The sequence below is a fragment of the Ruegeria sp. G5 genome (genome assembly GCF_056533365.1).
The window spans coordinates 1-19,767 of sequence record NZ_JBQFOK010000014.1 but is presented as its reverse complement, the minus strand read 5'-3'; the positions used below and the strand labels follow the sequence as shown (position 1 = coordinate 19,767).

The 19,767-nt window shown below is 54.7% G+C and carries 32 protein-coding genes; 2 read left to right on the top strand and 30 right to left on the bottom strand.

The annotated features are described in order from the left end of the window. Positions 1-9: 9 nt before the first annotated feature. The 16 genes from ACR0BD_RS18680 to ACR0BD_RS18605 form a co-directional block, all read right to left on the bottom strand. Positions 10-837 carry a hypothetical protein gene (locus tag ACR0BD_RS18680; protein ID WP_480832691.1) on the bottom strand — a complete coding sequence of 276 codons (828 nt, stop codon included), beginning with the start codon at positions 835-837 and terminating at the stop codon, positions 10-12. 183 nt (positions 838-1,020) lie between these two features. Further along, positions 1,021-1,236, bottom strand: coding sequence for a DUF1127 domain-containing protein (locus ACR0BD_RS18675; protein WP_480832690.1), 216 nt, complete (start codon positions 1,234-1,236; stop codon positions 1,021-1,023). Positions 1,237-1,535: 299 nt separating this feature from the next. Then, positions 1,536-2,240, bottom strand: a complete 705-nt coding sequence (locus tag ACR0BD_RS18670; RefSeq protein ID WP_480832689.1) for a TylF/MycF/NovP-related O-methyltransferase — start codon at positions 2,238-2,240, stop codon at positions 1,536-1,538. 196 nt (positions 2,241-2,436) lie between these two features. Next, positions 2,437-2,625, bottom strand: a complete 189-nt coding sequence (rpmD, locus tag ACR0BD_RS18665; RefSeq protein ID WP_008757946.1) for a 50S ribosomal protein L30 — start codon at positions 2,623-2,625, stop codon at positions 2,437-2,439. A gap of 13 nt (positions 2,626-2,638) precedes the next feature. Then, entirely contained in the window at positions 2,639-3,208 is a 570-nt protein-coding gene (rpsE, locus tag ACR0BD_RS18660; protein ID WP_155148691.1) for a 30S ribosomal protein S5, read from the bottom strand. Positions 3,209-3,324: 116 nt separating this feature from the next. Then, positions 3,325-3,684, bottom strand: a complete 360-nt coding sequence (rplR, locus tag ACR0BD_RS18655; protein WP_170356678.1) for a 50S ribosomal protein L18 — start codon at positions 3,682-3,684, stop codon at positions 3,325-3,327. Between the two features lie 11 nt (positions 3,685-3,695). Further along, entirely contained in the window at positions 3,696-4,229 is a 534-nt protein-coding gene (gene rplF, locus ACR0BD_RS18650; RefSeq protein WP_170456135.1) for a 50S ribosomal protein L6, read from the bottom strand. Between the two features lie 11 nt (positions 4,230-4,240). Further along, positions 4,241-4,633 carry a 30S ribosomal protein S8 gene (rpsH, locus tag ACR0BD_RS18645; protein ID WP_068340741.1) on the bottom strand — a complete coding sequence of 131 codons (393 nt, stop codon included), beginning with the start codon at positions 4,631-4,633 and terminating at the stop codon, positions 4,241-4,243. Between the two features lie 13 nt (positions 4,634-4,646). After that, positions 4,647-4,952, bottom strand: coding sequence for a 30S ribosomal protein S14 (rpsN, locus tag ACR0BD_RS18640; RefSeq protein WP_068340744.1), 306 nt, complete (start codon positions 4,950-4,952; stop codon positions 4,647-4,649). A 19-nt stretch (positions 4,953-4,971) separates the two neighbouring features. After that, complete coding sequence (gene rplE, locus ACR0BD_RS18635) at positions 4,972-5,532, bottom strand: 50S ribosomal protein L5 (RefSeq protein ID WP_480699729.1); 561 nt, start codon at positions 5,530-5,532, stop codon at positions 4,972-4,974. Beyond that, the gene (gene rplX, locus ACR0BD_RS18630) at positions 5,525-5,836 is read right to left on the bottom strand and encodes a 50S ribosomal protein L24 (RefSeq protein ID WP_170356681.1); all 312 of its coding nucleotides are present in this window, start codon (positions 5,834-5,836) and stop codon (positions 5,525-5,527) included. Before rplX ends, rplE begins: the two co-directional genes overlap by 8 nt. A 2-nt stretch (positions 5,837-5,838) precedes the next feature. Beyond that, on the bottom strand, positions 5,839-6,207 hold the full coding sequence (gene rplN / locus ACR0BD_RS18625) for a 50S ribosomal protein L14 (RefSeq protein ID WP_008757934.1): 369 nt from the start codon (positions 6,205-6,207) through the stop codon (positions 5,839-5,841). Between the two features lie 76 nt (positions 6,208-6,283). Further along, entirely contained in the window at positions 6,284-6,514 is a 231-nt protein-coding gene (rpsQ, locus tag ACR0BD_RS18620; protein WP_170356682.1) for a 30S ribosomal protein S17, read from the bottom strand. Positions 6,515-6,518: 4 nt separating this feature from the next. Next, positions 6,519-6,725, bottom strand: a complete 207-nt coding sequence (gene rpmC, locus ACR0BD_RS18615; RefSeq protein WP_010437082.1) for a 50S ribosomal protein L29 — start codon at positions 6,723-6,725, stop codon at positions 6,519-6,521. Between the two features lie 635 nt (positions 6,726-7,360). Next, entirely contained in the window at positions 7,361-7,981 is a 621-nt protein-coding gene (locus ACR0BD_RS18610) for a 2OG-Fe(II) oxygenase family protein (protein ID WP_480832686.1), read from the bottom strand. Between the two features lie 40 nt (positions 7,982-8,021). Further along, on the bottom strand, positions 8,022-8,570 hold the full coding sequence (locus tag ACR0BD_RS18605; RefSeq protein ID WP_480832684.1) for an amino acid synthesis family protein: 549 nt from the start codon (positions 8,568-8,570) through the stop codon (positions 8,022-8,024). Positions 8,571-8,740: 170 nt separating this feature from the next. Between ACR0BD_RS18605 and ACR0BD_RS18600 the strand changes: the two genes are divergently transcribed. Then, positions 8,741-9,205, top strand: a complete 465-nt coding sequence (locus ACR0BD_RS18600) for a hypothetical protein (protein WP_480832682.1) — start codon at positions 8,741-8,743, stop codon at positions 9,203-9,205. Between the two features lie 84 nt (positions 9,206-9,289). On the opposite strand, the gene rplP is transcribed toward ACR0BD_RS18600, so the two are convergent. From rplP to rpsJ, 13 genes are all read right to left on the bottom strand, one after another. Beyond that, on the bottom strand, positions 9,290-9,703 hold the full coding sequence (gene rplP, locus ACR0BD_RS18595) for a 50S ribosomal protein L16 (RefSeq protein WP_058283513.1): 414 nt from the start codon (positions 9,701-9,703) through the stop codon (positions 9,290-9,292). Positions 9,704-9,715: 12 nt separating this feature from the next. Continuing rightward, positions 9,716-10,426: a 30S ribosomal protein S3 gene (gene rpsC / locus ACR0BD_RS18590; RefSeq protein ID WP_008758042.1), complete on the bottom strand. Its 711-nt coding sequence runs from the start codon at positions 10,424-10,426 to the stop codon at positions 9,716-9,718. Next, a complete protein-coding gene (rplV, locus tag ACR0BD_RS18585) occupies positions 10,426-10,806 on the bottom strand; it encodes a 50S ribosomal protein L22 (protein WP_039538267.1) in 381 nt (126 codons plus the stop codon). The genes rpsC and rplV overlap by 1 nt, the downstream gene beginning before the upstream one ends. Positions 10,807-10,809: 3 nt before the next feature. Continuing rightward, entirely contained in the window at positions 10,810-11,088 is a 279-nt protein-coding gene (rpsS, locus tag ACR0BD_RS18580; protein ID WP_005980699.1) for a 30S ribosomal protein S19, read from the bottom strand. A 3-nt stretch (positions 11,089-11,091) separates the two neighbouring features. Continuing rightward, positions 11,092-11,934, bottom strand: a complete 843-nt coding sequence (gene rplB, locus ACR0BD_RS18575; protein WP_480699734.1) for a 50S ribosomal protein L2 — start codon at positions 11,932-11,934, stop codon at positions 11,092-11,094. Between the two features lie 185 nt (positions 11,935-12,119). Continuing rightward, positions 12,120-13,172 carry a hypothetical protein gene (locus ACR0BD_RS18570; protein ID WP_480832680.1) on the bottom strand — a complete coding sequence of 351 codons (1,053 nt, stop codon included), beginning with the start codon at positions 13,170-13,172 and terminating at the stop codon, positions 12,120-12,122. A 12-nt stretch (positions 13,173-13,184) separates the two neighbouring features. Beyond that, a complete protein-coding gene (locus tag ACR0BD_RS18565) occupies positions 13,185-13,733 on the bottom strand; it encodes an ImmA/IrrE family metallo-endopeptidase (protein ID WP_480756074.1) in 549 nt (182 codons plus the stop codon). 338 nt (positions 13,734-14,071) lie between these two features. After that, a complete protein-coding gene (locus tag ACR0BD_RS18560) occupies positions 14,072-15,091 on the bottom strand; it encodes an aldose epimerase family protein (RefSeq protein WP_480832678.1) in 1,020 nt (339 codons plus the stop codon). 112 nt (positions 15,092-15,203) lie between these two features. After that, complete coding sequence (locus ACR0BD_RS18555; protein ID WP_480832676.1) at positions 15,204-16,232, bottom strand: fatty acid desaturase; 1,029 nt, start codon at positions 16,230-16,232, stop codon at positions 15,204-15,206. Between the two features lie 170 nt (positions 16,233-16,402). Beyond that, positions 16,403-16,699, bottom strand: coding sequence for a 50S ribosomal protein L23 (locus ACR0BD_RS18550; protein WP_008757532.1), 297 nt, complete (start codon positions 16,697-16,699; stop codon positions 16,403-16,405). Next, positions 16,696-17,313 carry a 50S ribosomal protein L4 gene (rplD, locus tag ACR0BD_RS18545; RefSeq protein ID WP_170429267.1) on the bottom strand — a complete coding sequence of 206 codons (618 nt, stop codon included), beginning with the start codon at positions 17,311-17,313 and terminating at the stop codon, positions 16,696-16,698. Before rplD ends, ACR0BD_RS18550 begins: the two co-directional genes overlap by 4 nt. After that, positions 17,310-18,035 (bottom strand): 50S ribosomal protein L3, encoded by a 726-nt coding sequence (rplC, locus tag ACR0BD_RS18540; protein ID WP_008758167.1) that lies wholly within the window; start codon positions 18,033-18,035, stop codon positions 17,310-17,312. The genes rplD and rplC overlap by 4 nt, the downstream gene beginning before the upstream one ends. Positions 18,036-18,050: 15 nt before the next feature. Further along, positions 18,051-18,365 carry a 30S ribosomal protein S10 gene (gene rpsJ / locus ACR0BD_RS18535; protein WP_008756422.1) on the bottom strand — a complete coding sequence of 105 codons (315 nt, stop codon included), beginning with the start codon at positions 18,363-18,365 and terminating at the stop codon, positions 18,051-18,053. A gap of 287 nt (positions 18,366-18,652) precedes the next feature. Between rpsJ and ACR0BD_RS18530 the strand changes: the two genes are divergently transcribed. After that, positions 18,653-19,465 (top strand): hypothetical protein, encoded by an 813-nt coding sequence (locus tag ACR0BD_RS18530; RefSeq protein WP_480832674.1) that lies wholly within the window; start codon positions 18,653-18,655, stop codon positions 19,463-19,465. Between the two features lie 165 nt (positions 19,466-19,630). Here the strand turns inward: ACR0BD_RS18530 and ACR0BD_RS18525 are convergent. Further along, positions 19,631-19,767, bottom strand: a 137-nt coding sequence (locus tag ACR0BD_RS18525) for an EF-Tu C-terminal domain-related protein (RefSeq protein ID WP_480829390.1), incomplete at its 5' end; no start/stop codon positions are given.

The window sequence follows — 19,767 nt, the reverse complement described above, 5'->3', positions numbered from 1 at the left end:
CGCAAACCGTCAGGTCCCATGCGCGAAAATCGGCGCTGCCGCAGGGTCTATCCCGTGTTTTTCGATGAGTTCGCCAATCAGGCTATCGGGATCCGGCACTCCACCGTATTTATACAGCAGAACCGAACGCATTCGACGACCGTAAAAATGGATCGACACGGTGTCATCTTTGATAAACCGGGAAAGATTGGTGCCCGGCCGCGCCAAAGCGCGTCTGCGTGTGTAGTTCACTGGGTAAAACACGTGCTCGGGCAGAGTATACCGTATCTCACCTGTCTTACGCAGCGCCCAAGTAATCGCATCTGGCCCCCAAGCCCCCCAATACGCTTCGGGCACGTTTAGCGGAGTGCCCTTATCGATCGCCTCTTGCAGAGTTCTCTTGTGTCGTCTGGGCAGCCAGGGGGGAATGCGGTACGGGTCCTGAGTAAACTCGTTCAAAAGACCCAGTGTCTCACAGTCCGGTGGCAAACCCAGCACTCCGATTGCCACTGTGCCTTCAAGATAGCCGTAATAGTGTCCGTTATCTGTTGAAAACGGTTTGACGCAATAGGCGTCCGTATCCGCCCAAATCAGGTCATGCTCCAACGCCAGCATCCGATACCTAAACTTGTCTGAATGCGGCGCGGGGCTACCAGTCCGGCTGTGCGTAATGAACTCTGTGTCGGGCAAAACCTCGCGGGCATCCCGTTGCTCAACCCCATCTGGAATGTTCGTTACGTCCCCGTATGTATAAAGGCGCACATGCTGACCCACGTCCAGAAACGACTTCATGCATAACTGCTCAAGGTAGCTCAACGGGCCATCGACCCACAGCATGCCAATCTGGTATTCGCTCACTGGGTTTGATCCTTCACGCCCTGCCCCGGTGGCTTTCGCGCCAACGACAATCGCGTGTGTGACCCATTTCCCAATTCCTCGCAACGCACCTGCGTGAAATTCGCCTGACTGTGTCGAACCGACAACCTCAAACAAAAAGAGACGCCAAATGGCGCCTCTTTTTTCTAACGGGTGTGACCCGGTTTACGAGCAATAAGCGTGCTCACGAGCGATGTCCTTGATGTCGCAACGGCGTACGCCGATGTCATTCAGTTCGCGATCCGAAAGGCTCTGTAGTTCCGCGTAGGTGCGGTTGTACTCGGCACGGAGGGCATAAGCCTCTTTGACGCGAGCGACGAGAGTTGCGATGCGGGCGCTCAGGCCGAAACCTTCGCGAGTAAATGTTGCTGTGTTAGCCATGTTTCTATTCCTTTCTTAGCCCGAGGCGAATTCCTCAGGATCCTGATTGTGTTCCTGTTTGGGACACGGCTCAGATAGGGGTGACAGGTATCGCTAACAACGGATGTTTCGGTCTAGCCGGTATGCGTTTGGGGAATGGCAAAAGGTTTCACAATTTGAACCGATACTAATGTATCCAGAGTGGGCTTTTTTACAAAACCCCATTGTCGGTCAATCGCTTGTGCAGCTTCCAGTGCGTTCACCACACAACAATTCTAGCGCGCCAACTAAAAGGCATTTTTCACAAGGATTGTATGCAACTACTTCTTATACATAATAAATGAATTGCAGAAAGTCCCATATGTTCTGTATTGTTGCGCACCCCATTTTGGGTTTGCTTCCAGAAACTCATAAAATGCTCTTGCCTCGCCCTTGTTGGGATCTCCGCGATAGTGAAACCAATCGTCAAACGCTATCAACGTTCCTGTTTGAAGTACCGGCTCAATGATGTCAAAAATCTCTTTAGTCGCTTCATATAAATCGCAATCTACATGAATAATCGAAGCAGCATCGATCGTCTGCAGACGTTTTGCTAGGGTATCAGCAAACCATCCGACAACCATCTCTGGAATAGGAACGTCGAGCGATTGGGACAATTTTTGTACCGCTTCAGGAGTAACCGGATCACCCACAGCTAAAATAGGATGCACGGGGTCGTTGTTTACTGCACAATCACCTTTTGACCAACGTGCATGATCTTCAGTTTCTTCCGCCAGCCCTTCAAAACTATCAAAGCCAATGACGCGCCTATCCCTACCGCCATAAATGCTTTCGGAAAGTAGCTTTGATAGGATCGTTGAAGTTCTTCCACCATACACCCCGAAATCCAAGATATCTCCGGGCACATCCTCGTAATTTACAAAAGTTAACGCGTGGTAGAAGAACCGATAGCGTTGATCACCCTTGATGAACTTTAATACTTGTTGTTTGAGCGTTGGATCAGACGCCTCGACTGGAGTTGGCATTGCGGAGCACTCTCAAGGATATTGAAGGGCTGTTTTCTATTTCGAGTTCTTCTAATGCTTTTTTTTGGCGATGAACAACACTGTATTCGAAAAGCCTAATAGACTTAAGTACGCCCACCAAAATTATAGCGGAAGCCGCACGAAAAAACGCCCCCGACATCGTCGAGGGCGTTTCAGCTTTTGATAGAATTCGCGCTTAGCCGCGTTCTTCGATGATCTCAACCAGATGCGGGATCTTGTTGACCATGCCGCGGACCGAAGGCGTATCCTCCAGCTCACGGGTCTTGTGCATCTTGTTCAGGCCCAGGCCGATCAGGGTTGCGCGCTGTTCGGCGGGGCGGCGGATCGGGGAACCGATCTGCTTGACGACGATGGTTTTTGCCATGGTTCGCTACTCCTTACGCTTCGGCTTCAGCAGCAGCCGGTGCTTCGTCCCGCTTGGGCAGGATGTCAGCAACTTTTTTGCCACGACGTGCGGCAACCGAACGCGGGCTCTGCTCTTTCTGCAGGCCGTTGATGGTGGCGCGGATCATGTTGTACGGGTTCTGCGAGCCCAGCGACTTGGACACAACGTCCTTAACGCCCAGCATTTCGAACACAGCACGCATCGGACCACCGGCGATGATACCAGTACCTTCAGGTGCGGTGCGCATAACCACTTTACCAGCGCCGTGACGGCCCTCGATGTCGTGGTGCAGGGTCCGACCTTCGCGCAGCTGCACGCGGATCATCTGACGCTTGGCTTGCTCAGTCGCCTTGCGGATGGCCTCAGGTACTTCTTTCGCCTTACCTTTGCCAAAGCCGACGCGGCCTTTCTGATCGCCGACAACCACCAGAGCGGCGAAGCCAAAGCGCTTACCACCTTTTACGGTTTTCGACACGCGGTTGATTGCGACCAGACGGTCTGCAAATTCCGGTGCTTCTTCACGGTCGCGGCCACGGCCCCGACGGTTTTCACGTTCTGCCATTTGGCATCCCTTTTCTCATGTGGCGCATACGGCGCCGTTTTCTTCAATCCAAGTGAGCCCCGACTATTGCCGAGGCCCCCGGATCATCGGGGCAGCCGCCAAGCTGCCCGCAGGTCTTAGATCTTCAGGCCACCTTCACGCGCGGCGTCGGCAACTGCCTTCACCTTGCCGTGGAACAGGAAGCCACCACGATCGAAATAAGCCTCTTCGACACCTGCCTTCTTGGCACGCTCGGCGATGGCCGCGCCCACTTTCGTGGCCGCTTCGACGTTGTTCTTGCCAACTACACCCAGATCTTTTTCCAGGGTCGAGGCTGCAGCCAGGGTCACGCCACGAACGTCGTCGATCAGCTGAACGCTGATGTTCTTGTTCGAACGGTGAACCGACAGGCGTACACGGCCCGCGTTGACCTTGCGAAGTTTGTTCCGAACGCGCAGGCGGCGCTTCAGAAACAGGGTTCTTTTGCTGTTTGCCATTGTTTGCGTCCTTACTTCTTCTTGCCTTCCTTGCGGAAGATGAACTCGCCCTTATAGCGGATGCCCTTGCCTTTGTACGGCTCGGGACGGCGCCATTCGCGGATTTTGGCCGCGACTTCGCCCACCTGCTGCTGGTCGATACCTTCCACAACGATCTCGGTCTGCTTCGGCGCGGTGATGGTGACACCTTCCGGAGCAGTGAAATCAACATCGTGGCTGTAGCCCAGGTTCAGCTTCAGGGTGTTGCCCTGCATCTGAGCCCGGTAACCAACACCCTGGATCTCCAGCTCTTTTTTGAAGCCAGTCGTCACACCGGTTACCAAGTTGGCAACCATGGTGCGGCTCATGCCCCACTGCTGGCGGGCACGCTTGGACATGCCACGGGGGTCGATCTTGACCACGTTGTCTTCAACCGACAGCGTAACGTCGTCGGTGGCGGTGAAGCTGCGGGTGCCTTTCGGACCTTTGACTTCGATGGTCTGACCCGACACAGAGGCGGTAACGCCGCTGGGCAGCTCGACCGGTTTTTTACCAATACGAGACATTGCAGACCTCCTTAGAAGACGGTGCAGAGCACTTCGCCGCCAACATTGTTGGAGCGAGCGTTTGCGTCCGACATCACACCTTTCGGAGTGCTGACAATCGACACGCCGAGACCCTGACGGACCTGCGGGATGTCATTGACGCCCATGTAGACGCGACGACCGGGTTTCGAAACCCGCTTCAGTTCGCGAATGACAGGGGTGCCTTCGTAGTATTTCAGGCTGATTTCGATGGCCGGATGACCGTTTTCACCGGTCGTCTTTTCATAGCCACGGATATAACCTTCGTCCGCCAGCACGTCCAGAACCCAACCGCGCAGCTTGGATGCGGGGGTGGAAACGGTGGACTTGCCGCGCATTTGCGCGTTGCGGATACGGGTGAGCATATCGCCGATAGGATCATTCATATCTATGTCTCCCTTACCAGCTCGATTTCACCATGCCGGGGATCTGACCAGCAGAACCCAGCTCGCGCAGCGCGATACGGCTGACCTTCAGCTTACGGTAGTAAGCGTGGGGACGACCGGTCAGCTGACAACGGTTGTGCAGACGGGTTGCCGAGCTGTTGCGCGGCAGTTTTGCCAGTTTCAGACGCGCTTTGAAACGCTCTTCCATCGGGCGGCTCTCGTCATTCGCGATTTCTTTCAGCTCGGCACGCTTTGCGGCATATTTGGCCACCAGGCGTTCGCGCTTCTTTTCGCGTTCGATCATTGCTTTTTTAGCCATGTCTCTATCCTTCCGGCGCTTACGCGTTGAACGGCATGTTGAACGCTTTCAACAGTGCCTTTGCTTCAGCATCGGTTTTCGCTGTGGTGGCAATTACGATATCCAAGCCCCAGACCTCGTCGACTTTATCGAAGTCAATTTCCGGGAACACGATGTGCTCTTTCATGCCCATGGCAAAGTTGCCCTGACCATCGAAAGACGGCTTAACACCGCGGAAGTCACGAATACGCGGCATCGCGATTGTGATCAGACGATCCAGGAATTCGTACATCCGGTCACCGCGCAGGGTCACTTTCGCGCCCAGCGGCATGTCTTCACGGACGCGGAAACCCGCGATCGACTTCTTCGCCTTGGTTGCAACGGCCTGTTGACCAGCAATCGCAGTCAGATCTTCGACAGCAGCTTTCGCTTTCTTCGAGTCTTTGACCGCCTCAGCACCACAACCGATGTTCAGAACGATTTTGTCCAGCTTGGGCAGCTGCATGTCGTTCTTGTAGCCGAACTCTTCTTTCAGAGCGGCACGGATGGTTTCAACGTACTGAGCTTTCAGACGCGGGGTGTAGGTTGCGGTATCAAGCATCGATCACGTCCCCTGTGGTCTTGGCGAAGCGGACCTTCTTGTCGCCTTCCATGCGGAAGCCAACGCGGGTTGCTTTGCCGTTTTTGTCCAGCAGCGCCAGGTTCGACAGTTGGATCGGGTTTGCCTGGGGCAGACGACCACCTTGCGAAGTTTGCGACTGACGGGTGTGACGGATGGCAATGTTGATGCCTTCGACAACAGCTTTACCGGCTTTGGGGTCAACCGAGGAAATGGTTCCTTCTTTGCCCTTGTCCTTGCCGGCCAGCACGACGACCTTGTCGCCTTTGCGGAGTTTAGCAGCCATGATTACAGCACCTCCGGAGCCAGCGAGATGATTTTCATGAAGTTCTTGCCGCGCAGTTCACGAACAACGGGGCCAAAGATACGGGTACCGACGGGCTCGTTGTTGTTGTTCAGGATGACGGCGGCGTTGCGATCGAAACGGATCGCGGTGCCGTCTTCGCGACGGACTTCTTTGGCGGTGCGTACGACGACGGCCTTACGGACGTCACCTTTCTTTACGCGGCCGCGCGGGATGGCTTCCTTCACCGAGACGACAATGATGTCGCCAACGGAGGCGTATTTACGCTTGGAACCACCCAGGACCTTGATGCACTGAACTCGGCGTGCGCCGGAGTTGTCAGCGACATCCAGATTGGTCTGCATCTGGATCATGTGGTTTCTCCCGACCTGTGGGGGCTGGTCTTGTTAAATCCCCCAGGGTTTCGACAAATGGAAAAATCCCGGAAACTTATGCTTCCAGAACTTCCCAACGTTTCGTCTTCGATTTCGGCGCGCATTCGATGATGCGGACTGTATCGCCGACCTTGAAGGCGTTCTTTTCATCGTGAGCCCGGTATTTCTTGGACTTACGGATGGTTTTCTTCAGAACCGGATGTGTAAAGCGGCGCTCTACCTGAACGGTTACGGTCTGTTCGTTGGCGTCGCTGGTCACGGTGCCTTGCAGGATACGCTTGGGCATCTGATTACTCCTCGGATGCCGCGGCAGCGGCCTTTTCGTTCAGAATGGTTTTGACACGGGCAGCATTGCGGCGGGCCGCTTTGATACCAGCAGTGTTTTCCAGCTGACCGGTTGCCTGTTGAAAGCGCAGGTTAAAGCTTTCTTTCTTCAGGTTGGCCAGTTCCTCACGGAGCTGGTCCGGGGTCTTGTCACGCAGTTCTTGGGCGTTCATCGCCTTTTTCCTTTGCTCAAAACACCAGAAGGCCCCCTGACAGGGTCACCTTGGACCTGGTGGATGAATGATAGACATGCGAATCCCCCGACTCGGCCGGGTGATCGCAGGATGCCGCCGTATAAGGGTTTAGGGGGTGGGTGGCAAGGGAAAGTTTGGACTTGGATCGCCCTCGACCAAATAGCCACGATGCACGCGAAAAACTTCACTCAATTCACGCTAAGCTTGTGCGCGGCATTATCGGAGCATTTACTCAATAACATCTGTGTCAACAAATTGAGTACCAACTACCATGAGGACGTTCATTTCCGCTCTTTCGTTTGCCCTAATATCGAGTGCTGCTCAAGCAGATGCCATTTCTAGTCAAGATGTCTGCAAGAAGGCTGGCGCTGAAAATCGCCTCAACGGCATGTCTTCTGATCAATGCATGTGCCTGGCTGGTGTCGCACAACAGAACCTTTCCCCGGAACTATACGTTTTTTGGGCAGAAGCGATGTACTTTGGTGAATCTCGGATGAAGGAAATGGAAAATCTAAGCCAGTCCGTCAGGAAAACCGAAAGCCAATTGAGAAAGACGGTCCGGTTGTCCAAAAGAAAATGCGGATTGAGCTAAAAGGCACAGATAGCGACCCTCTTCACTCCCACTTGTAGTTAAAGCTGACACTGATCCGCTCGTCCTCGGCCATGTTCATCGGCACCTCGTGTCGCAACCAGCTTTCCCACAGCAGAACATCCCCAACCTGCGGCTTCATATAGATGAAGGGCTGCAAATCTCGACGTCCGCCTTTGATCCGCGTCGGCGCCGCCATCATGCGGCCCGAACGCGGGTCTTCCAGTTTCAACGCGCTCGCCCCTTCGGGCATCGCCACGTAGGTCGTGCCGGATATCACACTATGGGGGTGCAGGTGGCTTGAGTGCATTCCGCCTTCGGGAAGGATGTTGATCCACAGGTCTTCCAGCTTCAACGCGCCCTCGCCCAGATCGAACTCCAGATCCTTGGCAAAAGCCGCGACGTGTTGGTCCAGTGCCGTCACCAGATCGGCAAAAATCGGAAACCGCCACGGTAGGTCGGTCAACGAAGCATAGCTGGTATAGCCGGGATAGCCGTTTTCCTCGCACCATTCCTGCCCGGCCTCATCATCCTCGGCGATGACAAGGCACGAGCTTTCAAGCTCTTCCGCATCGATCTTGGGATCGAATTCGGACAGAGACGCGCGATAAAGACGGGTAACGAAGAGTGATTCAATCTGTGCCATGGGCCGGGCATACCGCAGTGTTTTCGGCAAGACCAGCCGATTAGCTTTTGGCGGGCCCTTTGCCACAGCGCGGGATTGGACGGCCACCATCGGCATAAGCGAGACACAGCACGATCTCATCCGGTTTGGGCGCGTCCGGAATATTCAGCGTCATCGTGTCGAAATGATCAAACGACCACGGATTGTCCTTATGCCCAAGCGGCAAATCAATCGCACAGCCCGGCGCACCCAGCTTGGCGTTCGAGGGTATCACCGCCTCTCCGCCACCGGCCGCGGCGCGCATGGGCGCACCAAGTTTGGGATGGATCACCGCCCCTGCCTGCTCGAGATCACCGTTTACGCCGACAATTGCGGCCTTGCCGTATGAAATCGGAGCACCCTCCAAATGGGCAATTGCTTCGGCGGCCAGCTCAAGACCCAGGGCACCACCAATCTCAAACAACTCTGAAAGATCCTCAGAGAACCGTCCGGCCAGTGGATTTGGGAACACCGCGAGCGCAGCAACCCGGCTGATCGGATCACACGCTTGGCCCAGTTGGTCGGTTGTTATGACTTCCTTAATGAACATCTTTTTGCGTAGCTGAACCATTGGACCCTCCCTCAGATCTGCTGCAGAGCCTAAGTAATGGTTCAGATTAGGCAAGGGCACTTCAGACATGCGTTACTTGGGCTAATTTCAGCCTGTTTCGCGCTGGTAATCCACGGTCGGATGAATAGATCGCTTGCTGCTTACGTTTGCTCATTATCGGATTATTCCCCTTGCCCCAGCGTCCCTTAGTCATTCCCCTTCTCATTGCCGGGCTGATCGGCGAGCTTGCCTTTGAGTTCTATGCCTGGCTGGTATCGCCGCTTGTGTTTGGCGTCACGCTTCAGCCAGCCAATTTGGTCATCGCGCTCACCGCCAAGTTCACTGGCCTCGCCCTGCCATACGGGATGGCTTTTGCGATACATTTCCTCATCGGCGCTGTTGGCTTTGCTGGGGTTGTCTGGGCCACCAAGAAAGTTACCGGATTGGGCTATATCGTTTCAGGCACAATCGCAGGAATTGCGCTGTGGTTTGTTGCGCAAGGCATCTTGGCGCCGACGGTTGGCCGCAGCTTCATGATGGGGTTCGGTGCCTACACCCAATCCTCGTTTGTTGCGCATGTCGGGATGACACTGATCCTGGCATGGGTGTGGCAAACCCTGGCAACGCGCAGTTCAGCCGAACCCGACCCAACTTAAGACGACCTGAACCTGAAAAAACAAAGGCCCCCGGCGCGATCACGCCGGGGGCCCTTTATCAAACCGGGGTTTCCCCCGAGTTTCTTACCAGTCTTCGCGAACCACAACGCGGGTCTTGATCGGCAGCTTCATCGCGGCCAGGCGCAGGGCCTCGCGGGCGATGTCGTCATTGACGCCGTCGATCTCGAACATCACGCGGCCAGGCTTGACTTTGCATGCCCAGCGGTCGACCGAACCTTTACCTTTACCCATACGAACTTCGATCGGCTTTGCAGTGACCGGAGTGTCGGGGAAGATGCGGATCCAGACACGGCCCTGACGCTTCATGTGGCGCGTCATGGCACGACGTGCAGCTTCGATCTGACGCGCAGTTACACGCTCAGGCTCAAGAGCTTTCAGGCCGTAGGTGCCAAAGTTCAGATCAGAGCCGCCCTTGGCGAGACCCTTGATCCGGCCTTTGTGCATCTTGCGGAATTTAGTACGCTTTGGTTGAAGCATATCTTTCCCTCCTTAGCGACGACCGCCACCAGCACCACGAGGTGCAGGGCCGTCCTGGAGTTCCTGTGCTTTACGGTCACGTGCCTGCGGATCGTGCTCCATGATCTCACCTTTGAAGATCCAGACCTTGATCCCGATGATCCCGTAAGGGGTCATCGCTTCGGCATGTGCGTAATCGATGTCGGCACGCAGGGTGTGCAGAGGCACGCGGCCTTCGCGGTACCACTCGGTCCGTGCGATTTCGGCGCCGCCCAGACGACCAGCGACGTTCACCCGGATACCTAGGGCGCCCATGCGCATGGCGTTCTGAACAGAGCGCTTCATGGCGCGACGGAACGAAACACGACGTTCCAGCTGCTGAGCGATGGACTCGGCAACCAGCTGCGCGTCAAGCTCGGGCTTGCGTACTTCGACGATGTTCAGGTGCAGTTCGCTGTCGGTCATGCGAGCAAGCTTTTTGCGCAGAACTTCGATGTCTGCACCTTTCTTGCCGATGATGACACCGGGACGTGCTGTGTGGATCGTAACGCGGCACTTCTTGTGCGGACGTTCGATGATCACACGGGCAACACCGGCCTGCTTGCACTCTTTGTTGATGAACTCACGGATCTTGAGGTCTTCCAGCAGAAGATCACCGTAGTCCTTGGTGTCGGCGTACCAGCGGCTGTCCCAGGTGCGGTTGACCTGCAGGCGCATGCCGATCGGATTTACTTTATGACCCATTAGGCTTGCTCCTCAACTTGACGCACCTTGATGGTGATCTCCGAGAACGGCTTCATGATCTTGCCGAAACGGCCACGGGCACGCGGACGACCGCGCTTCATGACCAGGTTCTTGCCAACCCATGCTTCGGCGACGATCAGCTCGTCAACGTCCAGGTTGTGGTTGTTTTCGGCATTCGCGATTGCGGACTGCAGGCACTTTTTGACGTCCTGCGCGACACGCTTGTTGCTGAAAGTCAGGTCGGTCAGAGCCTTCTCAACTTTCTTGCCGCGGATCATTTGCGCAACCAGGTTCAGTTTCTGCGGGCTGGTGCGAAGCATGCGGGTTTTCGCCATTGCTTCGTTTTCAGCCACGCGGCGGGGGTTCTTTTCCTTGCCCATGACTTACTTCCGCTTCGCTTTTTTGTCTGCGGCGTGGCCATAATAGGTGCGGGTCGGCGAATACTCACCGAACTTCTGACCGATCATGTCTTCCGAGACGTTTACGGGGATATGCTTCTGGCCGTTGTACACACCAAAGGTCAGACCCACGAACTGGGGCAGAATGGTGGAACGACGCGACCAGATTTTGATGACTTCGTTGCGGCCCGACTCGCGCGCTGCTTCGGCTTTTTTCAGCACGTAAGCATCGACGAAAGGACCCTTCCAAACAGAGCGAGACATGGATTAACGTCCCTTCTTCTTGGCGTGCCGCGAGCGGATGATCAGCTTCTGGGACGCTTTGTTCTTGTTGCGGGTACGCTTACCCTTGGTGTCCTTACCCCACGGTGTAACCGGTGTACGGCCACCCGAGGTACGACCTTCACCACCACCGTGCGGGTGATCGATCGGGTTCATTGCAACACCACGAACCGACGGACGAACGCCCTTGTGGCGCATACGACCGGCTTTACCGAGGTTTTGGTTGCTGTTGTCGGGGTTGGACACGGCACCAACGGTGGCCATGCATTCCTGACGGACCATGCGCAGCTCGCCCGAACTCAGACGGATCTGAGCGTAGCCGCCATCGCGACCAACGAACTGAGCGTAAGTACCAGCCGCACGCGCGATCTGACCGCCCTTGCCGGGCTTCATCTCGATGTTGTGGACGATGGTACCGATGGGCATGCCCGAGAACGGCATTGCGTTGCCCGGCTTGATGTCGGCTTTGGCGGATGCCACGACCTGATCACCAACAGCCAGACGCTGCGGAGCCAGGATATAGGCCTGCTCGCCGTCTTCGTATTTTACCAGTGCGATGAATGCGGTCCGGTTCGGGTCATATTCGATCCGCTCGACGGTTGCCGCGACATCAAATTTGTTCCGTTTGAAGTCAACGATCCGGTAGAGACGCTTTGCGCCACCGCCGCGGCGGCGTGAAGTGATCCGTCCGGTGTTGTTCCGGCCGCCCGATTTGGTCAAACCCTCAGTGAGAGACTTGACCGGACGTCCTTTCCAAAGCTCCGAACGGTCGATCAGCACCAGCCCGCGCTGGCCCGGCGTCGTCGGCTTGTACGACTTGAGTGCCATGCTTTCTGTCTTCCGTTTAGCAAGTGCAGGGGGTTTCCCTGCTATGTGATAGGCCCCCGTAGGTGCCAAGGGTATAGGGCCCCGAAGGTCCCCGGTTACAAATATCAGAGGCCCCGGAACGAATCCGAGGCCGCAAGATTGGGAGCGTGTAGCAGTGTTGGGGGTGGGTGTCTATAGTGGAAGTTCTAATCCCGGGGCTCTAGTTTCTCTATTGAGCTGTCCACCGAAGGAATTTCCTTGTCTAACTCCGAATTGCCATCTTCCGAAAACGAAGCGTCATCACTCACGCTTTTCTTTCTCTCCGCCTCCCACTCCTTCACGTAGTCATCGTAATGGCTAGGCGTTGGTTGTTCTCCCTCGGCATGGGTTAGCTTTAGAACCGGCATTTCAATTTTGTTGAGCTCGATGAATTTCTCTAAATATTCCTTCAGAACCTTGCAGTCATCTACAATCGCAGGCCGCTGCAACAGCTCTGCTTCCAGTCTTTGAAGCTCTCGCTCTCCGGGATTTCGAACTGTATTGATCGAAATGATTGGGTACGGTTCGCCATCTAGAACACCTTTAAATGACTGTGTTTCATGGAACCTGAAGTCTGCTTCAAAACCCGTTGCGTCTGGGTTTCCCTTGGCCTTCGCCAACAGGAAAGCCAGAGCAGGAGAAATGGTAAACGTATTTACGGTGGAATTGCGCGAAATGCGAAAACCACCGTCAATTCCTTTACCCAGGAAATCAAAACCTCTCGGATTCTTATCAACCTTCCTCTCGAACCCCTCGGTCCTAAGCTCATTCAAGCCAGCATAAGGATCTTCGGACTCACCTTTCCCAATACCGATGCTACAGTTAGGGCTGGGGAACGCCGCAATCCAGCCATTTCCTTTTGTATTGAGACCCTCGTAGGCCGCCACCTTTTCACCAAAAGCGTGAAGTGTCTGAGAAAATGCTGTCACATATGCACCCAAATGCGTGACACTCTCTACGCGGTTAACAAAGAGGATTTCGTCCCCGATTGTCTTCCAGATTTGCGGCAGGCATTCTTTCTCCTCTGCACCGATTCCGTCGATTTCGCCACAAACTTCGGTGAAGTGCTCCGAGTACAAACTCGGAAATTGATCATAAAAAAGCTGGAACGCTTTAAGCCATCGGAAACTGTTATTCTTTGACTTGAAGGCCGTAGACCCAGTTAGGTCTACGGACAAAAAGAGGCGAACCCGATAATCGGGAACAGATAGTTCTTCCATTGCTTTTCTCGGTTAGGAAATTTTTAGATTATCCGCACGAATTTTTGCAGCATGCAGACTCACCCCACACACCGATGCTGCATTTGAAGCTCCACCTGAGCGATAAGCTTCCGTAAACTCCTCAGAAGGCATCAAGAACGCTGCGGCGAACCAATTTGCTTCCCATTCAGCTCTCTGCTGATCTTGATCACTTTGGTCTACATAACGAGTTGCACGCATAACCGCGTTTTCGTTGACCTTCTTAATTGCTCCAAAATGTAGGAGAAGATGGCCCAACTCGTGTGCAATCGTAAATCGATCACGCTTCAAAGAAGTGTGGCGTGAAACATATATCTCGAAATCATTGACTGCTCGCGCGACGATCGAACCACTATCTTCGTCGCCGAACCCACTTGTTCCAACGACAAGCTTGCCACCACTTTTCTGAACGAGCTCCTCAATACTATCTCCCGGGCCAAAACCGATCTTTTTGGCCAAATCCTCTGCATATTTTTCGACACCAGCTTTGGAAGCACCCAGCGCCTTGGGAGCGTAAAAATTATCTTTCAAAATACCCTCCATTTGCAAACGTTAGACATTTGCAGAGCAAATTTAGCACGTAAAACATCGCCGAAACAAGTTAATATAGCATTATATTGCCCTGCGTCACGTTATCCACCCAACATAATGTGCCTGTATGTAATTTAGGTCGCACAACCCACAAAAAACCCCCGCTTGCGCGGGGGCCCTTATCTTACTCCAAAGACGGGTCCGATCAGAGACCGGTGGACACGTCGATGGTGATACGCACGCCGGGGGATCATGTCGGCTCCCGTACGATCATACTTCCACTCCGATACGACCGCTGGGTCAGAAGTCTCTTGTCTAGTATCGTTTTGCAAGTCAGTCCTCTGGACCTCTCAATTTCCAAGTCGAAACGAATATCTCGAGATGTGGTGATACACCTCACCTTTATGCAGCACAGCACTGGGGAAATTCGGATGGTTCGGGGCATCGGGCCACACCTGAGGCTCTAAGGCGACCCCATCGAATGGTCGATAAGATGTGCCTGTGTGACACTCCCCATCTTCGTCCAGATAAGCGCCTGAATAAACTTGCAGCCCTGGTTCGGTCGTTGCCAGATGCATCGATATCCCGGATTTCGCTCCCGTTAAGACCGCGATTTCCCGGCAATCCTCTCTGCGATCAGACACACAGTAATTGTGATCGAAACCCTGTCGGCCCAATAGCCTCGGTGACCTGAGGCCCATCGGTGTATCCGCCACCGCGCTTACTTCTCCGGTCGGGATACCCTCATCGTCCACGGGCGTATAATGATCAGCGTGAACTGTCAGGCTGTGCTGTGAAATGTCACCCGAACCATCAAGGTTAAAATAGATATGCGGTGTCACATTGCAAAGACTGCGCGTTTTGGTTTGGGCTTTGATCTCAATACTCAGCGTGGCGTCGGGTTCAATTCGAAAGGTCGCGGTGGTGTCCAAATCCCCTTCAAACCCCATATGCCCGTCCGGCAGGCTGAGCCCCAGTGTCACCGCGTCGCCAGCGCAATCCACGATTTCCCAAACCTGTCTGTCCATTCCATCGCGACCACCGTGCAAGGTATGCTTACCCAGAAAGTTGCGATCGGTGTGGAAAGTCTGGCCGCCTAATTGGTAGGTCCCACCTGCGATCCGGTTGGCCACCCGCCCGGCCAGAACGCCCAGATAGCACGCGCTGCGTTCATATCCTTGCAGATGCGTCCACCCCAGTACCAACGGATGCGCATGGGCGGCCAATCTCAGATCCTGCAGCGCTGCACCATAGGTCAGCACACTGGCAGAGAGACCCCCGCGCGCGAGGTCAATGCTGTGTACTTGCTGCCCTGCGTTAGTTTCGCCAAATTCGCGAATTTGCGGCTCTATTGATTTTTGGCCCGTCATTGGCTCTCCACTATCGAAGCTTTCAACAGGGATAACCGACTTAGACACAACTTTACACGTAAACGGCAAAGCAATTGCTAGCCCACGTGGTCACGGATCGATGACTGGCTTTTCAGCCATAAAGAGCACGTGCTTCAGAGAAGGACAGCAACCGGCGGGTCTTTTCATCCCAAAGATGGAGTTTCGCGTTGGCTAAGCTTTGGCGGATTGTCATTTGGTTGCTGTTTGCCAGCTCATCGTGATCCCGCAGCACTTCTGGCAGGCGATAAAACGGAATGCGGCTGTACAGATGATGTACATGATGAATTCCGATATTGGCACTGAACCAATTCAATACTTTCGGCAGAACGTAATGTGAGCTTCCATGCAATGCCGCTTCGTGCAATTGCCAGTTGCTGTCTGTGTCCCAATGTGTGTCCTCGAACTGATGCTGCACGTAGAACAGCCAAACGCCAGCTGTCGCGGCGATCAATGTGGAAGGCAGGAATACAAGCAAAACCGGCATTATGCCGTCAAAGTAATAGACGGCCATGAGTGCACCCAGAATAGCCGCGTTGGTGACCATCGCGCTGACCCAGAACTTAAAACTGTCGGTCAGGCCAAGTGGCAGACGGTTCTGAAACAGAAAAAGATACCCGGGCCCAAAGCCAAAAAGCGTAATCGGATGCCGGTAGACACGGTACCAAAAGCGATTGGCTGGTGACATCGACTGGTATTCGGCCACGGTAAGGGTGTGAACATCACCCATCCCGCGCTTGTCCAAATTGCCCGAGCTGTTGTGATGCGTGGAATGCGTACGACGCCAGACGTCATAAGGGGTCAGGGTAAGCACGCCAATCAATCGTCCCACCCAGTCGCTCAATGCGCGGTTTTTGAAAAACGCCCCATGTCCGCAATCATGTTGGATCGCGAATAACCGCAAAAGAAAACCCGCGTTCAAAACGGAAATCGCAAACGCCAACCAGTAGCTGATAGAAAGCGACCACCAGGACAAAGCCCATAGCAAGAAGAAGGGGACAATGCTCACGCCAAGCTCAAACAGGCTGCGCCATTGGTTCGGCTCGCGATACTTGGCAAGCGTCGACACCCAGTCGCGCGCCGCCGTCGCGCCGTCCTGGTTCAATAGAGAAGGTTCCGCCATGCACCTGCCACGTCGTTTTTGTTTGTTTCAACCCGGATAGACTACCCCCCGGTCATAGCAAGCGAATTCTGGCCAGAACGTATTTTTCACGTTCAATTTTCAGTGTCGCCTGCAAAGAAAAACCCCCGCTTTCGCGGGGGTTCTGCCATTCTCTCCAAAGACGGGTTCGATCAGAGACCGGTGCTCACGTCGATGGTGTTACCCTCTTCCAGGGTCACATATGCTTTTTTGACGTCTTTCCGACGGCCCAGCTGGCCGCGGAACCGCTTGACCTTACCTTTGGTCACGGTGGTGTTCACCGCTTTGACCTTCACACCAAACAGCGCCTCAACGGCCTCTTTGATCTGCGGTTTGTTGCTGTCGATCGCCACTTCAAAGACAACCGCGCCGTTTTCGGACGCCATGGTCGACTTCTCGGTGATGATCGGCTTGCGGATCACGTCGTAATGTTCTGCCTTCGCGCTCATTTCAGACGAGCCTCCAGTGCTTCGACAGCCGCTTTGGTGAGCACCAGGGTGTCACGCTTGAGGATGTCATAGACGTTTGCGCCCATCGACGGCAGGATATCCAGACCTTCGATGTTCTTGGACGCTTTAAGGAACCCTTCGTTCACGGTCGCGCCGTCGATGACCAGAGCGCGTTTCCAGCCCAGGTTTGCAACCTGTTTGGCCAGAGCGGCGGTCTTGCCTTCGGCTTCGGCACTCTCGATCACGACCAGCTCACCTGCCTTGGCTTTGGCCGACAGAGCGTGGCGCAGGCCAAGCTTGCGGAACTTCTTGGGCAGGTCGTGGCCGTGCGAACGCACGACGGGGCCTTTGTAGATACCACCACCACGGAAGATCGGCGCGTTGCGGTCACCATGGCGTGCGCCACCGGTGCCCTTCTGGCGATAGATCTTCTTGGTCGAGTAGCTGGTTTCCGAGCGGGTCTTGACCTTGTGGGTGCCGGCCTGCGCGTTGTTGCGCTGCCAACGGACCACACGGTGCAGGATGTCCGCACGCGGCTCAAGGCCGAACAGATCGGCGTTCAGCTCGATGTCGCCGGCTTTACCGCCGTCCAGTTTGATTACATCAAGTTTCATGCTTCACCACCTTCCGCGGGCGCTTCTTCCGCAGGTGCTTCGGTTGCAGCCGATTTCACAGCAGCCGGGAAAGGCAGGCCTTCCGGTGCTTTCTTCTTCACGGCGTCCTTGACGGTGACCCAGCCCGATTTCGGTCCGGGAACGGCGCCTTTGATGAAGACCAGGTTCCGGTCAGCGTCGGTTTTGACGACTTCCAGGTTCTGGGTGGTTACACGGGCAGCACCCATGTGACCGGCCATCTTCTTGCCTTTGAACACCTTGCCCGGGTCCTGACACTGACCGGTCGAACCGTGCGAACGGTGGCTGATCGAAACACCGTGCGAGGCGCGCAGACCACCAAAGTTCCAACGCTTCATAGCACCGGCAAAGCCTTTACCGATCGAGGTGCCCGAAACGTCAACCTTCTGACCTTCCAGGAAGTGTTCTGCCGAAATCTCGGCGCCCACATCGATCAGGCCATCTTCGGAGACACGGAACTCGGCCAGCTTACGCTTGGGCTCAACCTTTGCAGCGGCATAGTGCCCGCGCATGGCTTTCGAGGTGCGTTTTGCCTTGGCTGCACCGGCGCCCAGCTGAACGGCGGTGTAGCCGTCTTTGTCAGCGGTGCGCTGTGCAACAACCTGCAAGTTGTCCAGGTGAAGAACGGTCACAGGAATCTGCTTGCCGTCTTCCATGAACAGGCGGGTCATGCCAACTTTTTTTGCGATAATACCAGAGCGCATTCTCATACCCTCCGATTACGACTGCAACTTGATCTCGACGTCCACACCAGCAGCGAGGTCGAGCTTCATCAGCGCGTCAACGGTCTGGGGGGTCGGATCAACGATGTCGAGCAGACGCTTATGCGTGCGGATCTCGAACTGGTCGCGGGATTTCTTGTCAACGTGAGGGCCACGGAGAACCGTGAACTTCTCAATCTTGTTCGGCAGCGGGATCGGGCCGCGCACGTTCGCGCCGGTCCGCTTGGCAGTGTTGACGATCTCTTGCGTGCTGGCATCCAGAACGCGATAGTCAAATGCCTTCAGCCGAATACGGATGTTTTGGCTTTGCATATTAACAGCCTTTTTTAGGCGTTGAGGTTGAGAGGAGGACAGACGCGCATCGCCAACCCTCTTCGAACCCAAAAGGCGGGAATCACCCCGCCTTGACGTTCTTGTTGAGAACCCGCGCGTATTAGTGGGGTTGGTGGGGTTTGGCAAGGGGGAAATGCTTGCCCTGCGAAAGAGAGTATTGGGTGGGTTTTCTCCAGTCCAGTGTTGCGCAACCCCCATCGACATCTGAGGACACATAGACCATCTTCCACCATAGGTAGAATAAGCAGACTCTGGAAGCAGCCACAATGAAAATGCAGTTCTTTACTTTTGGTGCAGCTACGATCTGTGCTTCGCTGGCGGTCTTCATGCTACTTCGTGGAGGTGCCGCGAGTGAGAATGTTCCGGATGCTCGTAGCAGCGGCACAGCTATGGCAGACATACGAGATATACCCGTCGGCGCACCCGAAACGCGTGAATTGATGCTGCGTGGTAAACTGGCGACGTTCTGGCAAGTCGTTGACGAAAAGGCTCCGGAAGATCTGGATTACGTCATCAACCGCTTTTTCGAGGTAAGATCGAGTCTTCGAACAAGCGAAGATGTACGAAACAAACTGGACCGCGAGTTGCTGGCATACAGACTGCGATTGGCAAAATACTCGAAGGCACTTTCAGACAAGCAAAGAGCCGACATCATAAGCGCTCGTATCCGATTTCTACAGACTTTCGAGAACCCAGCGACTTGCTCACTTGTAGCGCGTCATGGCGCGGTTCAACTTAGTTATGATCAGCTTTCGCTCGTATATTTAGAACTCGATCAGTTTATGGCAGCAATGACCTCGCACCTCCTTGATGCACGTGCGGCAGAATCCAACGAGGCAGATGCACCTATTCCGCCGACCGATGAGGATTACGATCGGTTGATAACGAGAATAAAGGACGACGGCGCAACTGATCTAGAGCTAGAACCACTGTACACAGACGCTTGGAGAGATCCTAAGTATTGCGGAGTTTATCTGAACTATCTTCAGAATGTCGCGACGCTACCAGGCAGATCAGGCGCTGCCATACGATTTGACGAGGTTGATCGCATGCTTAATGGAACAAATGAAACGAAATGAATTGTGCACTTTCTTGAGAAGCAACGAATGCATGCTGAAAGTTAGATGTATACGAGCCACATCCGCCTGGAAATGAAAGAAGGCCGCCCCATGTGGGACGGCCTTCTTTAGTTCAACCGGTTGGGTCCGAGATTATTCGACGAATAATCTCAGCACCGTCGCCGATTACTCGATGATTTTCGACACAACGCCGGCGCCGACGGTGCGGCCGCCTTCGCGGATCGCGAAGCGCAGACCGTTTTCCATCGCGATCGGTGCGATCAGCTCAACGCCGAACGACACGTTGTCGCCAGGCATGACCA

Coding starts and splice junctions, on each gene's coding strand:
- ACR0BD_RS18675 (WP_480832690.1), bottom strand. CDS start 1,236: ATGGCTAACACAGCAACATTTACTCGCGAAGGTTTCGGCCTGAGCGCC.
- ACR0BD_RS18670 (WP_480832689.1), bottom strand. CDS start 2,240: ATGCCAACTCCAGTCGAGGCGTCTGATCCAACGCTCAAACAACAAGTA.
- rpmD (WP_008757946.1), bottom strand. CDS start 2,625: ATGGCAAAAACCATCGTCGTCAAGCAGATCGGTTCCCCGATCCGCCGC.
- rpsE (WP_155148691.1), bottom strand. CDS start 3,208: ATGGCAGAACGTGAAAACCGTCGGGGCCGTGGCCGCGACCGTGAAGAA.
- rplR (WP_170356678.1), bottom strand. CDS start 3,684: ATGGCAAACAGCAAAAGAACCCTGTTTCTGAAGCGCCGCCTGCGCGTT.
- rplF (WP_170456135.1), bottom strand. CDS start 4,229: ATGTCTCGTATTGGTAAAAAACCGGTCGAGCTGCCCAGCGGCGTTACC.
- rpsH (WP_068340741.1), bottom strand. CDS start 4,633: ATGAATGATCCTATCGGCGATATGCTCACCCGTATCCGCAACGCGCAA.
- rpsN (WP_068340744.1), bottom strand. CDS start 4,952: ATGGCTAAAAAAGCAATGATCGAACGCGAAAAGAAGCGCGAACGCCTG.
- rplE (WP_480699729.1), bottom strand. CDS start 5,532: ATGCTTGATACCGCAACCTACACCCCGCGTCTGAAAGCTCAGTACGTT.
- rplX (WP_170356681.1), bottom strand. CDS start 5,836: ATGGCTGCTAAACTCCGCAAAGGCGACAAGGTCGTCGTGCTGGCCGGC.
- rplN (WP_008757934.1), bottom strand. CDS start 6,207: ATGATCCAGATGCAGACCAATCTGGATGTCGCTGACAACTCCGGCGCA.
- rpsQ (WP_170356682.1), bottom strand. CDS start 6,514: ATGCCCAAGCGTATCCTGCAAGGCACCGTGACCAGCGACGCCAACGAA.
- rpmC (WP_010437082.1), bottom strand. CDS start 6,725: ATGAACGCCCAAGAACTGCGTGACAAGACCCCGGACCAGCTCCGTGAG.
- ACR0BD_RS18610 (WP_480832686.1), bottom strand. CDS start 7,981: ATGGCACAGATTGAATCACTCTTCGTTACCCGTCTTTATCGCGCGTCT.
- ACR0BD_RS18605 (WP_480832684.1), bottom strand. CDS start 8,570: ATGGTTCAGCTACGCAAAAAGATGTTCATTAAGGAAGTCATAACAACC.
- rplP (WP_058283513.1), bottom strand. CDS start 9,703: ATGCTTCAACCAAAGCGTACTAAATTCCGCAAGATGCACAAAGGCCGG.
- rpsC (WP_008758042.1), bottom strand. CDS start 10,426: ATGGGTCATAAAGTAAATCCGATCGGCATGCGCCTGCAGGTCAACCGC.
- rplV (WP_039538267.1), bottom strand. CDS start 10,806: ATGGGCAAGGAAAAGAACCCCCGCCGCGTGGCTGAAAACGAAGCAATG.
- rpsS (WP_005980699.1), bottom strand. CDS start 11,088: ATGTCTCGCTCTGTTTGGAAGGGTCCTTTCGTCGATGCTTACGTGCTG.
- rplB (WP_480699734.1), bottom strand. CDS start 11,934: ATGGCACTCAAGTCGTACAAGCCGACGACGCCGGGCCAGCGCGGGCTG.
- ACR0BD_RS18570 (WP_480832680.1), bottom strand. CDS start 13,172: ATGGAAGAACTATCTGTTCCCGATTATCGGGTTCGCCTCTTTTTGTCC.
- ACR0BD_RS18565 (WP_480756074.1), bottom strand. CDS start 13,733: ATGGAGGGTATTTTGAAAGATAATTTTTACGCTCCCAAGGCGCTGGGT.
- ACR0BD_RS18560 (WP_480832678.1), bottom strand. CDS start 15,091: ATGACGGGCCAAAAATCAATAGAGCCGCAAATTCGCGAATTTGGCGAA.
- ACR0BD_RS18555 (WP_480832676.1), bottom strand. CDS start 16,232: ATGGCGGAACCTTCTCTATTGAACCAGGACGGCGCGACGGCGGCGCGC.
- ACR0BD_RS18550 (WP_008757532.1), bottom strand. CDS start 16,699: ATGAGCGCGAAGGCAGAACATTACGACGTGATCCGCAAGCCGATCATC.
- rplD (WP_170429267.1), bottom strand. CDS start 17,313: ATGAAACTTGATGTAATCAAACTGGACGGCGGTAAAGCCGGCGACATC.
- rplC (WP_008758167.1), bottom strand. CDS start 18,035: ATGCGCTCTGGTATTATCGCAAAAAAAGTTGGCATGACCCGCCTGTTC.
- rpsJ (WP_008756422.1), bottom strand. CDS start 18,365: ATGCAAAGCCAAAACATCCGTATTCGGCTGAAGGCATTTGACTATCGC.
- ACR0BD_RS18530 (WP_480832674.1), top strand. CDS start 18,653: ATGAAAATGCAGTTCTTTACTTTTGGTGCAGCTACGATCTGTGCTTCG.